The organism is Rhizobium anhuiense bv. trifolii (assembly GCF_024346605.1).
GTDB classification, from domain to species: domain Bacteria; phylum Pseudomonadota; class Alphaproteobacteria; order Rhizobiales; family Rhizobiaceae; genus Rhizobium; species Rhizobium anhuiense.
In genome coordinates this window covers 275779-290542 of the sequence record NZ_CP098802.1, presented here as the reverse complement: position 1 = coordinate 290542, position 14764 = coordinate 275779, and the positions used below count along the sequence as shown (strand labels likewise).

Genomic DNA, 14764 nt, shown 5'->3' with positions numbered 1-14764 from the left:
CAAAGGCGTGATTCAGTCTATCAAAAGAGCTCTTTTGATCCTCGAAATCATCGCGCGAGAAGGCGGATCCGCCAAACTCACGCATATTTCTGCGAAAGCCAATCTCGGCAAAACGACGACGCACAACATCCTTAAAACACTGCATTCCCTGGGCTACGTAAAAAAGGGTATTTCGACAAAACAATATCACCTAGGCGAGCGTATTTTGAACATCGCACGAACAGCCGGTGACGATGATGCATTGAAGCGGCGTCTAAGACCGACACTTGAACGGATTGCAGAAAAATCGAAGGAAACGGTTTATCTCTCTGTGTTGTGCGGAAACGAAGTTTTTTATCTTGATTCAATTGAATCAACGCAGATGCTGCGGAGCATACGGCCCATTGGTGAGCGTGAACCGGTCGGCCGTTCGGCTATCGGTCAAATCTTTCTGGCTTACGTGCCTGGGTTATCCGAGCGTCTAACGGCCGATCCTGGCAATTCGATTTCCGATGAAGTTCAGAACCAAGTGACAAGAGTGGCAAATGTCGGCTTTTCTATAGCGATGGAAATGCTCCACCCGGGTTTGAATTGTGTTGCCGTACCGTGGAGGCAGGGGGGAGAAGTACAGGCCGCCATAGGTCTCAGCGGTCCTTCATCGCGCCTATCACATGAGAAATTGCAGTCCTATGCAGTGATGATGATGAAGGAAGTTGAGCGATCCTATAACGATGATTAGCGGGCAATCACGGACCTTTATTGCAGTCAAGTTTCTCGACTGGTTCCTTATCTAAATTGTATGTCATTGTTCGACGGCCGATCGATCGCCTTGTGCCGGATCGACGCCTCGTCACCGTGCTGATCCGCCCCAGCAGCCGGCGCATCTGGCGCGTGTTCAGACCAGGCACTTGCGTCGCCGACACGATAGCCATCCGACCGTCGACGATCTTCGACCATCCGCAGCATCACACGGCGGCCAAATGGGCCTAGAGCAACAAGCGCGCGACGCAATGCCGCCAGATTAGCCGAGCCGGTGCAGAAGCACGTAACTGGGGGATAACGGTCAAAATGCGCGACAGCCGCCTTGGTGGAGAAGGCCACAGCACCCAAGATCATCATCCCGCATGATCCCATCAACAACAAACATCGCAATCGCATCGAAAGGTGCTTCAATCGCGCGAAACACTTTCGACGTTTTTAACACCCGCTAAGAGGGTGGAACTATTCGCTTCCCAGGATCTATCCATCTCGCTGCAATCATGATCTGGATCCCATGAATTTCGATCGGCCGTAGTGGTGATCAGTCCGCGGCCAGAGCCGTGGGCTCTGAAACGATTCCTGACGCTACGTGAAACTCAGCAAAGCGATTGAAGTACGACATGCACAATATGGTCCTCCCAATGCGCGAGCGTGCCAGCGTCCTCGAGGTCTTTGTTGAAGATCGTCGAGAGCGTGTATCGATTGGACAGATAGAAGAAACACAGCGAGAAAATTGTCAGAAAGATAAATAGCGAACTGACATCAGCCGGAAACCCGGCCTCGCTCCTGCCACGCTCGATTAGAGTGCTCAGCTTCCCGACGAGCTGATGATTTACCAGACGCCCGTTCGTCGATGCACGAAGGTACCTTGCCCTTTGCAGGTTTTCGGTTTCGAGCAGACTAATGATCTCCGGGTTTTGGAGGAAGTAACACCAGACGAAATGAACGATGACCTCCACGCCCTCAACGGGAGAACAATCGTCCAACTGAAGAGCTCCTTCCGCTACTCGCATCTTGTCGAGAGCATGATCCAGCACCTCGACGTACAAACCTTCCTTGTCGCCAAAATAATGATAGATCATTCGCTTGTTCGAACCCGAGCGTTCGGCAATCTTGTCGATCCGCGCACCTCCAAGGCCGTGAGCGACAATCTCTCCCATGGCGGCCTGCAGGATGGCGTCCCTTGTCCGTTCCGGGTCTCTCCGCACACCGGTTAAATCATCATTCACATGTATAGGCTCCCGCCCCCTCACATATTCGGATAGACCGGCCCCTCGCCGCCCTGCGGCGGCACCCAGTTGATGTTCTGGTTGGGATCCTTGATGTCGCAGGTCTTGCAGTGCACGCAGTTCTGGGCGTTGATGACGAAGACGTCCTTGCCGTCCTTCTCCACCCATTCGTAGACGCCGGCCGGACAGTAACGCGTCGAGGGGCCGGCATAGATGTCATGCTCGGACGACTTCTGCAGGTTCATGTCCTTGACCTGCAGGTGCACCGGCTGGTCTTCCTCGTGATTGGTGTTCGACAGGAACACCGAGGACAGCCGGTCGAAGGTCAAGACGCCATCGGGCTTCGGATAGGCGATCGGCTTGTGCTGCGACGCCGGCTCCAGGCTCTCAGCATCCGTCTTGCCATGTTTCAGCGTGCCGAAGACGGAAAAGCCGAACAGCGTGTTGGTCCACATGTCGAAGCCGCCGAGCGCTACGCCGAGCGCGGTGCCGAACTTCGACCACAGCGGCTTGACGTTGCGCACCCGCTTGAGGTCGCGGCCGATATCGCCCTTGCGCCATTCGTTCTCGATCTCGATCACGTCGTCATGGCTGCGGCCGGATACAATCGCCGCGGCAATCTTCTCGGCGGCCAGCATGCCCGACAGCACCGCATTGTGGCTGCCCTTGATGCGCGGCACGTTGACGAGACCGGCCGAACAGCCGATCAGCGCCCCGCCGGGGAAGGAAAGCTTCGGCACCGACTGGTAGCCGCCCTCGGTGATGGCACGCGCCCCATAGGACAGTCGCTTGCCGCCCTCGAAGGTGGTGCGGATCGCCGGATGCGTCTTGAAGCGCTGGAATTCCTCGAAGGGATAGAGATAGGGGTTCTTGTAATTGAGGTGGACGACGAAGCCGACGGCCACCAGATTGTCTTCCAGGTGATAGAGGAAGGAGCCGCCGCCGGTCTTCATGCCAAGCGGCCAGCCGAAGGAGTGCTGCACCAGGCCCGGCCTGTGGTTCTCCGGCTTGACCTGCCAGAGCTCCTTGATGCCGATGCCGAACTTTTGCGGTTCACGGTCTTTCTGCAGATCAAACTTGGCAATCAGCTGTTTGGCGAGCGAGCCACGCACCCCCTCGCCGATCAGCACATATTTGCCGAGCAGTTCCATGCCGCGGGTATAGTTCGGGCCGGGCTCGCCGTTCTTCTCGATGCCCATGTCGCCGGTGGCGACACCGATGACGGCACCCTCGTCATTGTAGAGCACCTCGGTTGCGGCAAAACCCGGATAGATCTCGACGCCGAGTTCTTCGGCCTTGGTCGCCAGCCAACGACAGACGAGCCCGAGCGAGACGATGTAGTTGCCATGATTGTTCATCAGCGGCGGCATCAGCACATTCGGCAGGCGAACGGAGCCGGCCGGGCCGAGCAGCAGGAAGTGGTCGGCGGTGACCTTGGTCTTGAACGGATGATCGGCCTCATCGCGCCAGCCGGGCAGCAGCCGGTCGATGCCGATCGGATCGACCACGGCGCCCGAGAGGATATGCGCGCCGACTTCAGCGCCCTTCTCCAGCACGACGACCGAGAGTTCCGGATTGACCTGCTTCAGCCGGATCGCCGCCGCAAGACCGGCAGGACCGGCGCCGACGATCACAACGTCGAATTCCATGCTCTCGCGTTCGGGCAGCTCAGTCGTCTCGGTCATCAAACCAACTTTTGCAATTCCGGCAGGGCGTCGAAGAGATCGGCGACCAGTCCGTAGTCGGCGACCTGGAAGATCGGCGCCTCCTCGTCCTTGTTGATGGCGACGATAACCTTCGAATCCTTCATGCCGGCCAGATGCTGGATGGCGCCTGAAATGCCGCAAGCGATATAGAGCTGCGGCGCCACTACCTTGCCGGTCTGGCCGACCTGCCAGTCGTTCGGCGCATAACCGGCATCGACGGCGGCACGGGATGCGCCGACGGCAGCGCCGAGCTTGTCGGCAAGCGGCAGGATGACCTCCCTGAACTTTTCCGCCGAGCCGAGTGCCCGGCCGCCGGAGATGATGATCTTGGCGGATGTCAGTTCCGGACGGTCGGAGGCCGACAACGCGTCCTTGACGAAGGTCGACAGTTCCGGATCGGAAACCGCCGGGATCGCTTCGACGGTGGCCGAACCACCCTCCGGTGCAGAGGCGAAGGAAGCGGTGCGCACGGTGATCACTTTCTTGGCATCGGTTGCCTGTACCGTCTGGATGGCGTTGCCGGCATAGATCGGCCGCTTGAAGGTGTCGGACGAGATCACCTCGATGATCTCGGAGACCTGGGCAACGTCGAGAAGAGCGGCGACACGCGGCAGAACATTCTTGCCGACCGAGGTGGCGGCAGACAGGATCGTGTCGTAGCTGGCGGAGAGCGAGACGATCAGATCGGCCAGCGGTTCGGCCAGATTGTTGGCCAGCGCATCGCTTTCGGCCAGCCGCACCTTGGAGACGCCGGCAAGCTTGGCAGCCGCATCGGCAGCAGGCTTGGCGCCCTTGCCGGCGACCAGCACATGCACGTCGCCGCCGATCTTGGACGCGGCCGTCAGCGCCTTGGCGGTCTGGTCGGAAAGGCTTGCATTGTCGTGGTCAGCCAGAAGAAGAATGGTCATGATGAGGGCTCCCTGGTTCTGGCTTAAAGCACGCCGGCTTCGTTCTTGAGCTTGTCGACCAGCTCGGCGACCGACTTGACCTTGACGCCGGCCTTGCGGCCGGACGGCTCCTCGGTCTTCAACACCTTGAGGCGCGGCGCTGTGGAGACGCCAAAGTCGGCAGGAGACTTCTTGGCGAGCGGCTTCTTCTTCGCCTTCATGATATTCGGCAGCGAGGCATAACGCGGTTCGTTCAGGCGCAGGTCCGAGGTGACCACTGCCGGCAGCTTGATCTCGATCGTCTGCAGGCCGCCATCGACTTCGCGGGTGACGGTCGCCTTGCCATCGCCGATCTCGATCTTCGAGGCGAAGGTCGCTTGGGGCATGCCAAGCAGGGCCGCCAGCATCTGGCCGGTCTGGTTCGAATCGTCGTCGATCGCCTGCTTGCCGACGATAACAAGGCCGGGCTGTTCGGCATCGGCGACAGCCTTGAGGATCTTGGCGACCGCCAGCGGCTCGACCGCATCGTCGGTCTCGACCAGGATCGCCCGGTCGGCGCCCATGGCGAGTGCCGTCCTCAGCGTCTCCTCGGCCTTGGCAGGACCGATCGACACCACGACAACCTCCTCGGCCTTGCCGGCTTCCTTCAGCCGCAGCGCCTCTTCCACCGAGATCTCGTCGAACGGGTTCATCGACATCTTCACATTGGCAAGCTCGACACCCGTGCCATCCGGCTTCACCCGGATCTTCACGTTGTAGTCGACAACCCGTTTGACTGGGACGAGTATCTTCATGAGCATGCTCCTGAACTAGCAGACGCTGCGGAAGCGTTCGACAAGTACATCGAGTACCTCGTTAGGGTCTCGTTTCCACCAATTGTTTTTAGAAAAGATTTCGACTTCGCAGACGCCGTCGTAGCCCGAGTTCTCGACAGCCTTTCTGATGCCGCGAATGTCTGAGACTCCGTCGCCCATCATACCACGGTCGAGAAGGACGTCCTTCGTGTCGGCAAGCCAGTCGCAGAGGTGAAAGCCGTAGATCCTTTGGGCTCCAGCACGGCTTAGCTGCGCTGGCAGGCCCGTATCCCACCAGACGTGATAGACGTCGACTGCGATCCCGAGGTTGTCCGCTCCGATCGTGTCGCAAAGATCGACAGCGTCACGGACTGTAACGAGGCATGAGCGGTCGCCGCCGTAGACGGGATTCAGAGGCTCCAGCGCGAGCTTCACTCCTGCCCGCGCGGCATATTCGCACGCTACGGACACCCGGTCGGCAACGATCTTCAGGCTTTCCGACATCCCCTTCGTCCCGGGCTCGACCCCTCCCACGACGATCGTGAGGACGGGCGCGGTCAGCGCCGCAGCCATGTCAATCGACGACCGGAACTCGTCGAGAACCGCTTGCCTGCCCCTGGGTGACAGGGGGCCGACGAGAAATGGTGATCGGCACAATCCGGCAATCTTCAAACCAGCGGACTTTGCCCGTTGGCCGATTGCGGCGGCATTCGCACCGATCTCTCTGCGCCAGAATACGACACCGCCGTATCCCCGCGCCGCGCATCCCTCGATCACCTGCTCGGCCGACCATCCTGCCCCGAACCCGTCGACATTGTGACCCAACGTCGCTGTGTTGAGGGCGAGCGCCGAGTGGTCTTTGGTGAAGTCACGCACTGCCGTCGACCCCGTAGACGGCAAGAAGGCGCTTGAAGCGATCCACAGCAAGTTCGGGATCCCGAAGAACGCCGCACTGGTCGGCGAGGCGGAAGACCTCCGAGAAGTAAGGGAGCGGTCTCATCGATTGGTGACCGTTCAACATAACGAAGTGATCCTGAAAGCCGTTGAGCCACGCGAGGAACACGACACCGGTTTTGTAGTACTGCGTCGGACTACGGAAAATCGTCCGGGCAAGCGGAACGGTTGGATCGAGAACCCGATGGAACCCTTCCGTGTCGCCACTTGCCAGGCGGGACATCGCAAAAGCCGCCGCACCTGCAAGTGGATCAAAGATGCCCAGCAAGGCGTGCGAAAAGCCGACGTCGTCGCCCGCTATAAGTTCGGGATAATTGAAGTCGTCGCCAGTGTACATTTTCACGCCCGACGGCAGACGTCGTCGCATGCGGATCTCCTTCTCCTTGTCCAGAAGTGAGATCTTGATGCCGTCGACCTTGCTCTCATTCTCGGAGATGATCTCAAGGCAAGTCTGCATCGCCGTTTCGAAGTCTCGTCCGCCCCAGTATCCGGCAAGCGCGGGGTCGAACATGTCTCCCAGCCAGTGGAGAATGACTGGACGGTCGCAGAGCGCCAAGGCCTTACCATACACCGAAACATAGTCCTCTGGAGACTTGGCGACGGCGGAAAGAGCGCGGCTGGCCATGAGAATGACATCACTGCCGGTCCCCTGCACTGCCTCGAGCTGGCTTGCATAGGCGCGATCAACGTCGTCGAGCGAACACGTATCCTTAGGATCCAGATGATCGGTTCCGGCGCCGCTGAAGACTAGGGCGTCAGGCAGTTCAGCCTTCGTCCGGCGCACGAGTTCAAGCGCACCCTTCCAGTCGAGCCCCATTCCTCGCTGCGCTGTATCCATCGCCTCAGCGATGCCGAGGCCAAGGCCGTGCAGGTGCCGACGGAACGCGAGCGTGGCGTCCCAATCCACCGCAGCCGCGCTGCCCGGATTCGCATCGGCGAAAGGATCTGCAACCACGTGCGCTGCGGAGAAGACGCGACGATTGAATGAGCGCGGGAAGTCGCCTTCTGGCAAAGGCTTGGCGACGAGATCGTAAGTCTCTGTGCGACCGAATTCGCTTGGTATGGCGATGCGCATTGACGAACCTTTCAAAATCTTGGGACGAGCATGCCGGCGTCCGCCGACAGGACTTGGCCCGTCATGTATGGCAGTGCCCCCGTGACGAGTGAACGCACGATCGTGCCGATGTCGTCAGGTTGGCCGAGACGTGGGAACAGTGTAAGGCCCTCCTCCGCGCGACGCTGATAAGTATCCTTCACCGCTGCCGTCATCTCGGTCTCAATGAGGCCCGGCTGCACGTCGAAGACAGCTATTCCTTCCCGACCGAGCCTCGCGGCAAAGACCTTTGAAATCATCGCCGCCGCGGCCTTGGAAGCGCAGTACTCGCCCCTGTTGACGGACACGGCGACGGCGTTCGAGGATGTCACGTTCACGATCGAATAGAAGAGTCTGGGCAGCCGCCCGCCACCAATGACACGCTTCGCGAAGCACTGCGTCAGGAAGAAGTGGGCTTTGGTGTTCACGGCCATGCATCGGTCGTAGCTTTCCTCCGTGGCCTCAAGGAGATCGCCCCGCGACAACACTCCGACGCCCGCGTTGTTCACGAGTGTCGTGAGAGGTCCAAGAGTATCCTCGGCCGAGCGCAGCAAATCCGCGTGGCCCTTCAGATCCGAGACGTCGCCCGACACGGCAACGGCTCGGACACCCTCGCCCCGGAGCGCGTCGACGGCTTCCTCAAGTCCGCCGTCGCGCCCCAGATCGTTGAGGGCTACGGAAAATCCAGCCCCACCGAGCGACTTGGCGATCGCCAGTCCAATCCCTCTGCCCGCTCCCGTGACGAGCGCGACCTGCCCGGAGCCGTCCATCACTGCGCGCCGTTCTTGATAAGCTGGCGTGCGATGATCATGCGCTGGATCTGGTTCGTACCTTCGTAGATCTGGGTGATCTTCGCGTCGCGATACAGGCGTTCAACTTCGAACCCGCGGATGTACCCGCTGCCCCCGAAGATCTGCACGGCGTCGGCCGTCCTCGCCACCGCCATGTCACCCGCAAAGCATTTCGCTATTGAGCAGGCTTTGGTGGCGTCCTCGCCGCGATCGATCTTGCTCGCCGCGCTGCGGACCAGGAGACGTGCGGCTTCGACGTCTTTGGCTATGTCGGCGAGAAGCCACTGAACGCCCTGGAACTCGGCGATGGCGGAGTTGAACTGTTTGCGCTGCACGGCGTAATCGAGCGCCGCCTCGAGGCCTGCCTGCCCGATACCCACTGCGAGGGATCCGATGCCGACACGGCCCTTGTCGAGAACGCTCATCATCATGTGAAAGCCGCGGCCTTCCTCGCCGAGCAGAGCGTCGGCCGGAAGCGATACGTTGTCGAACGTAAGCGCGCCCACCTGACTCGCACGCTGCCCCATCTTGTGTTCCTTGGGCCCCCGCTCAATGCCCTTCTGTTTCAGGTCGACGATGAAAATGCTCATGCCGCGATGTCCGGCGTTCTTATCCGTGCGGGCGAGAACGAAGCCGATATCCGCGACCGGAGCATTGTGGATCCAGATCTTCCCGCCGTTCAGCTTCCAGCCGGTACCATCGCGCTCCGCAGACGTTCGCAGGCCCGACAGATCGCTTCCCGCTTCCGGCTCTGTCAGGCAGTAAGCGACCTTCGTCCGCATCGCCATGACGTCGGCAAGCAGCCACTCGCGCTGCTCTTTCGTGCCGTGACGGACAAGCAAGGTCGTGATGAGCTCCACCAGGCCACACTGGTCAGCGATGGAAGCATATCCTCGGGAAAGCTCTTCCATGACGACCGAATACGCCAGCGTGTCAAATCCGGGACCACCCATTTCTTCCGGCACGCCGATTCCAAACAGACCCAGTTGGCCCATCTGTTCGTAAATCTCCGCAGGGAACCTCTCCTCCTCGTCCAGCTTGTGGGCGACCGGTCGGATAACATCGTCGGCGAACTGGCGAGCGGTCTCGCGAACCTGTTCATGGATCTCGGTGAGCAGCATTTTCATAACCTTAACTATGTAACTGGTTAGTTACGCGGTAACAGAGAAAGCAACTATCGTCAATAGTTTGACAGACGCCGACTGTGAATTTCTAATCCTACTGCCAGGCGAATACGACGAACGGCTCGTCGAATTTGCGAGCCTTCAAGTCCGCGTAGACAGCCCCCGGATCATCAGGGGAAGCGGTCCGGACAAGGCCGTTGGTAACGATACGACCGTCGGCCATCCACTGCAGGATCTTCGCAAATCCGGAGAATATGCTCTGGGACTGGTTGTTGTAGCCTTCGAGCAGTTCCTCCCATTTGAAGTTCCGCGAAAGGATCGGGACCTCCCACTCCCATCCGCTTCGAAGGTGGACAAAATTGTTGAACACCGCATGGAGTACATCGTGGGCATGAAGTTCGGTGAGGCGCCGCCATGGCACCCCTACCAACACAACTTCGCCATGCGGCCGCGCTATTCGGCAGCCGTCGAGGACGGCGCCCTCGTGACCGGAGCAGTCAACGACGAGAGCGGCGTTCCCTGCCAGACGCTGATCGTCGAGAGGCATCGACGCGTAGATGTGCTCGATCCCTACCGAGCTGACCTGACCGCGACGGACAGGATCGGGATCCACCACCGACACGTCGTATCCCGCGAGCCGGAATAGCTGTGCGGCAAGCAGGCCAACGGGACCGGCTCCGGTTATGACTACGACATCGCCGGGCCTGGCCCTGGTCGTCATCAACGTGGTCATGGAAACGCCCGCAAGACGCGCCAGCACAGCGGCGCTGCTCTGAAGATTGTCGGGAACGTTCAGCACGTATTTTTGATCGATCTGCTGCTCACTCCTATGCGGGCCCATGCAAAACAGGCGTTTGCCGGGGGATATGCCGACCACCTCCGCGCCGACTTCCTCTGCCTCGAAGACCGCCGCGTAGCCAGGCCGGAGAGGGAAGGAATCCCCCGAAAGCCACGCGAACTCGGTTCCGGGGCTCACAAGCGTTGCGAGTGTACGCCCCCTGATTTCGGTCGCGCCGAGCGGCGGCAGTTCGACATGCTCCAGCTCTGCCTTGTTCTTCGCTGAAAACACGATGCCCTTAGCCATTGGCATGCTCCTGGTTCGCATGGAGGGAGTTGCCCGTCTCGGTGTCGAAGAGATGCAGGCCGGAAAATTCGAAGGTCAATCCGATCGAGCTGTCGACGGCAGGCCTCATGCCAGCCGGGATCTGTGCGATGAATTCCTGACGTCCACATCGCAAGTCGATCAGCGCCTCGACGCCGAGATATTCGACCACCTCGACCTTCGCATTGATCAGCGGCTGCTCACCGGTAGCAACCAGCCGGATGTCGCTTGGTCGCACACCGAGGGTAACCGCCTGCCCCTCCCGGACGAGACCTTCGAACCTCGCGGGAAGCGGGACAGAGAAATCCTGGCATGCGATCGCCGACCCGCCCGGAGCGACCTTTGCTGTCATTTTGAAGAGATTCATTGACGGACTGCCAATGAAGGTCGCGACAAATAGGTTGCGCGGCCGCAGGAAGACTTCTTCGGGCTTGCCGATCTGCTCGATGCGTCCGTCCCGCATGATAACGATCTTATCTGCGAGCGTCATCGCTTCGACCTGATCGTGGGTGACGTAGATCACAGTAGTGCCCAGCTGCTTGTGAAGCTTGGCGATCTCCATCCGCACCTGCGTCCTGAGCTTCGCGTCGAGGTTCGAAAGCGGCTCGTCGAACAGGAACACCTCCGGCGTCCGTACCATTGCACGGCCCATCGCAACGCGCTGCCTCTGTCCGCCAGACAACTGCGCTGGGCGGCGAGCAAGAAGCGGATCGAGGCCGAGCATCCCGGAGATCTTCGCTATCTTCGCTTCGGCCTCGGGCTTGGGCAGTTTCTGCGGACGAAGCGCGAACTCCATGTTCTGTCGGACGGTCATGTGCGGGTAGAGCGCGTAGTTCTGGAAGACCATCGCGATCTTGCGGTCCTTCGGCGGCTTGTCGCTGACGATATGTCCGCCGATGCTGATGGCACCGCCGGAGATATCCTCCAGCCCGGCGACCATTCGCAGCGTCGTGGTCTTTCCACAGCCGGAAGGGCCGAGAAGAACGACGAACTCGCCATCTTCTATGTCGAGATCGACTCCGTGGACGACAGTGAGAGACCCATAGGACTTGACGACGTTGGAGATGCTTACGGATGCCATGGTGTTCCTCCCCTGCCTGCTTACTTGACGGATCCGAGAGTCAGTCCCTTCACCAGCCAGCGTTGGCAGGTGAGAACAAAGACGACGCCTGGAATGAGAATAATGAAGGAGCCAGCCATGATGCGTCCCCACTGGACGGCGTCGCTGCTCCAGAACGACATCACCGCGACCGTAGCGGTCTGGGTGTTGGATCCAGTCAGCATCAAAGCGAACAGGAACTCATTCCACGAGAAGATGAAGCAGAAGACCGCGCTCACGGCGAGGCCGGGTGCGGCCAGCGGCAGCGTGATGCGCCAGAAGATCTCGGCCACACCGTAGCCATCTACCTGTGCCGCCTCTTCGAGCGCTTCCGGAATCTCGTCGAAGAACCCCTTCATGAGCCAAACGGTCAGGGGGACGTTCGCCGTGGAATAGACGATGATCAACGCCAGCGGGGTGTCGAGCAGACCGAGCGCCTTGAAGATGATGTAATAGGGCACCACCACCGCGATCGGCGGAAACATGCGCATAGATAGGATCCAGAAGGCGACGTCCGCGATCCGGTGATGTCGAATTCTCGAAAGGGCGTACGCGCCGAGAGTGCCGAAGAAGACGCTGAAGGCCGTCGAACCAAGCGTCACGATCAGGCTGTTTATCAAGTTGCGGTGGAACGGCCTCAAGGTGAAAAGGTCCACGTAGTGCTGCAGCGTGGGCGTGAAGAAGATCGCCGGTGGCCTCGAGAACATGTCGGCGGCAGGCTTCAATGAGGATGCCACGATGAGGTAGATCGGGATCATGAAGATCACCAGCAGGATGCCGATCAGGAGATAGGTCACCACGGACTGGCGGAGGGAGAGCTTCGTCATTTTGAGAGACTCCGGTTCTATCGGCTTGCCGCGCTCTTCTGCATCGAGCGGAAGAACAAGGTGATCAGCACGGATATGACGATGAGTGAGACGAAGGAGGCAGCCGCACCGACGCCCATGCGCCAGAAGGTGAAGCTCTGCCTGTAGATGTAGAGAGCGATGGTCTCCGTGGCGTCTGCCGGGCCGCCCTTGGTCAGGACGAAGATGATGTCATAGATCTTGAAGGCGTCGATCGCACGTAGGAACATCAGGCTGATGAGCACGGGTTTCAGCTGGGGAAGCGTGACGTGGAGAAACACGTCGATGGTGGAGTTCCCGTCAATGCGGGCCGCTTCGTAGGGCTCCGGCGAAAGGCTCTGAAGCGCCGCGGCGGTTCCCATCATGATGAAGGGCGTCCATTGCCAGATGTCGGCGATCGCGATTGCCGTCAGCGCCCATTGCGTACTCGTGATCCACGGTATCGGATTGAGGCCAACCATGGAGAGGAAGTAGTTCAGGTAGCCAAGCTCCGGAAAGTAGAGGAACAGCCATACGAGGCCGACGATCACCGGGGAGATCATCATCGGGATCAGCAGCAGCGTGCGTATGAAGGCCATGCCCGGCAGCCGCTGGGTGACAAGGATCGCCATTCCGACGCCGAGGACGAACTGGACGCTCAGGGTCACCGCCATGAGCTTGAACGTTACGACGAGCGAATGAAGGAACGCGTCCGAAGTCAGGACCTCGCGATGGTTCTTCAGCCCGACGAAAATTCGGGGGATGAAGGGCTTGGCCAGATCGTAGTTGCGGAGGCTCAGCCAGAGCGCATACAGCATTGGATAGATCGTCGTCAGGAACAGGACGGCCGCCGTGGGCAGCAGAAATATGCCTGCGAGCCGGCGATTGCGGCTTCGAACGTAGGTCATCGGATTTTCCGGTCGGTTGGTTGATGCCGGTCCGTCCATTCGACGGACCGGCAGGAGCAATCACTTCGCGAGGACTGCGACGGGTTCGTCGTTGATCCACCGCAGACGCGTTTCCAGCGGAATGGATTCGAGCTGCTCGTTGACGGCGTCGCAGGCGGTCTTCAACGCCTCCTCGGCTGTCTGGGTTTCACCAGCCATGTACTTACTCAGTTCGACGCCAAAATTCTCTTCCACGTTCGCGTAGAAGGGATGGAAGATGCGCCTGCGCGCATTGTTCTGCGTGTCGAGAAGCACCTTGTAGTAGGGATACTTCACCTGCAGCGCAGGGTCAGAGAGAATTGACTTGCGGAACTGGCTGATGCCCCAACCCTCGTCGGCAAGACGGCGCATGATTTTTTCGCTGGTTCCCCACTTGATGAAGGCCCAAGCTGCCTCCTTCTCCTTGTCGGGGATCTTTGAGTTGATCGCGAAGGAGAGCGAACCTGTGTAGGTCGGTTCAGCCTTTCCATCGACGGTCGGGCTCGCGGAGAAGCCAGCCTTGCCGATGGTGGGCAGTTTCGCTTCCGCAGGATTTGTCAGGCGAACCGTGCGAACACTCCAGTAGCCTGCGATAGCTGTCTCGCCGCGCTCCATATATCCAGACTGGATGTCCCACATCAGACCCAGGTAGTCCGGCGGATTGAATGGGACGAGCGACTTCATGAATTCGGCCGCCTTGACGTGCGGCTCGCCAGTCATCGCGCATAGGCCGGTCTTAGGGTCCCAGTAATCGCCGCCAAAGGCTCGCATGATCGGAAAGTAGTCATGCGTGATTGCGCCCTGGACGCGGCTGTAGGACTGCGCGGTTCCGTAGAAGTCGGAAGCAAGCACCTTCCCTGCAAGCTTGTCGCCCTTCTTGCGCGTGAAGAACTCCGCGATGTCATGGTATTGCTCGAACGTCTTTGGCGGAGCGAGATCGTAATTGTACTTTGCCTTGAACGCGGTCTTCTCGTCTTCATTCTCGAAGAGATCCTGGCGGTAGTTCACGTGCCAGATCATCCCTGAAGCCGGGAATGCAAGCAGACGGCCCTGCCAGCTGTTCTCCTGAAGCTGGACCGGGATGATGTCGTCGAGGCCAATCTCCTTGGCGTCGCGCTTGGCGAAATCCGTCAGATCCTGCAGAGAACCCGCTTCGCCGAGGACGCCGATCCAAGGGCTGTCAACCCAGAGCAACTGATAGGTCGGATTGTCGGAGCTGGTTTCAATGGTAATCTTGTCGATGAGCCCCGGATACGGAAGCATATCGATCTGCACCTTCGCTCCAGTCATCTCCTCGAACTCGCCGGTGATCTTTGCAAGCCGCGTCACCGACGTGTCGCCGATACCAAGCATCTTCAGCGTTATTCCGCTGAACGGCTTGTCCTGGGCGATCGCGCCGGTGGCCGTGCTCAGCGCGAGCACCATACCCAATACATGTCTTCTCCATCCACTCATTGAATGCCTCCTCACATCCGGTTGAAAATGAACTCTCGGGCC

General features: G+C 59.6%; 14 protein-coding genes and 1 pseudogene. 1 reads left to right on the top strand and 14 read right to left on the bottom strand.

The genetic code is table 11. The features are described 5' to 3' along the window. Positions 1-7: 7 nt before the first annotated feature. Positions 8-718, top strand: coding sequence for an IclR family transcriptional regulator (locus NE851_RS08300; protein WP_254956550.1), 711 nt, complete (start codon positions 8-10; stop codon positions 716-718). A 260-nt stretch (positions 719-978) separates the two neighbouring features. Here NE851_RS08300 and NE851_RS35460 read toward each other — a convergent pair. The 14 genes and pseudogenes from NE851_RS35460 to NE851_RS08230 form a co-directional block, all read right to left on the bottom strand. Beyond that, a pseudogene (locus NE851_RS35460) lies at positions 979-1092 on the bottom strand (type 2 isopentenyl-diphosphate Delta-isomerase); the annotation flags it as partial. 242 nt (positions 1093-1334) lie between these two features. Then, positions 1335-1967 carry a TetR/AcrR family transcriptional regulator gene (locus NE851_RS08290; protein ID WP_254956548.1) on the bottom strand — a complete coding sequence of 211 codons (633 nt, stop codon included), beginning with the start codon at positions 1965-1967 and terminating at the stop codon, positions 1335-1337. Between the two features lie 20 nt (positions 1968-1987). Beyond that, on the bottom strand, positions 1988-3652 hold the full coding sequence (locus NE851_RS08285; protein WP_254956546.1) for an electron transfer flavoprotein-ubiquinone oxidoreductase: 1665 nt from the start codon (positions 3650-3652) through the stop codon (positions 1988-1990). After that, a complete protein-coding gene (locus NE851_RS08280) occupies positions 3652-4581 on the bottom strand; it encodes an electron transfer flavoprotein subunit alpha/FixB family protein (protein WP_254956544.1) in 930 nt (309 codons plus the stop codon). The genes NE851_RS08285 and NE851_RS08280 overlap by 1 nt, the downstream gene beginning before the upstream one ends. Positions 4582-4604: 23 nt before the next feature. After that, complete coding sequence (locus NE851_RS08275; protein WP_254956542.1) at positions 4605-5354, bottom strand: electron transfer flavoprotein subunit beta/FixA family protein; 750 nt, start codon at positions 5352-5354, stop codon at positions 4605-4607. 15 nt (positions 5355-5369) lie between these two features. After that, on the bottom strand, positions 5370-6230 hold the full coding sequence (locus NE851_RS08270) for a sugar phosphate isomerase/epimerase family protein (protein ID WP_254956540.1): 861 nt from the start codon (positions 6228-6230) through the stop codon (positions 5370-5372). Further along, positions 6223-7383 carry a dihydrodipicolinate synthase family protein gene (locus tag NE851_RS08265; RefSeq protein WP_254956538.1) on the bottom strand — a complete coding sequence of 387 codons (1161 nt, stop codon included), beginning with the start codon at positions 7381-7383 and terminating at the stop codon, positions 6223-6225. The genes NE851_RS08270 and NE851_RS08265 overlap by 8 nt, the downstream gene beginning before the upstream one ends. 11 nt (positions 7384-7394) lie before the next feature. Continuing rightward, positions 7395-8171 carry a 3-ketoacyl-ACP reductase gene (locus NE851_RS08260; RefSeq protein WP_254956536.1) on the bottom strand — a complete coding sequence of 259 codons (777 nt, stop codon included), beginning with the start codon at positions 8169-8171 and terminating at the stop codon, positions 7395-7397. Beyond that, entirely contained in the window at positions 8171-9313 is a 1143-nt protein-coding gene (locus NE851_RS08255; RefSeq protein ID WP_254956534.1) for an acyl-CoA dehydrogenase family protein, read from the bottom strand. Before NE851_RS08255 ends, NE851_RS08260 begins: the two co-directional genes overlap by 1 nt. A 97-nt stretch (positions 9314-9410) precedes the next feature. Then, positions 9411-10400, bottom strand: coding sequence for a zinc-dependent alcohol dehydrogenase (locus NE851_RS08250; protein WP_254956532.1), 990 nt, complete (start codon positions 10398-10400; stop codon positions 9411-9413). Further along, positions 10393-11499, bottom strand: a complete 1107-nt coding sequence (locus tag NE851_RS08245) for an ABC transporter ATP-binding protein (protein ID WP_254956530.1) — start codon at positions 11497-11499, stop codon at positions 10393-10395. Before NE851_RS08245 ends, NE851_RS08250 begins: the two co-directional genes overlap by 8 nt. Before the next feature lie 20 nt (positions 11500-11519). Continuing rightward, on the bottom strand, positions 11520-12344 hold the full coding sequence (locus tag NE851_RS08240) for a carbohydrate ABC transporter permease (RefSeq protein WP_254956528.1): 825 nt from the start codon (positions 12342-12344) through the stop codon (positions 11520-11522). Positions 12345-12361: 17 nt separating this feature from the next. After that, positions 12362-13249 (bottom strand): carbohydrate ABC transporter permease, encoded by an 888-nt coding sequence (locus NE851_RS08235; protein ID WP_254956526.1) that lies wholly within the window; start codon positions 13247-13249, stop codon positions 12362-12364. 60 nt (positions 13250-13309) lie between these two features. Next, positions 13310-14692, bottom strand: coding sequence for an extracellular solute-binding protein (locus NE851_RS08230; protein ID WP_254956998.1), 1383 nt, complete (start codon positions 14690-14692; stop codon positions 13310-13312). Positions 14693-14764 lie beyond the last annotated feature (72 nt).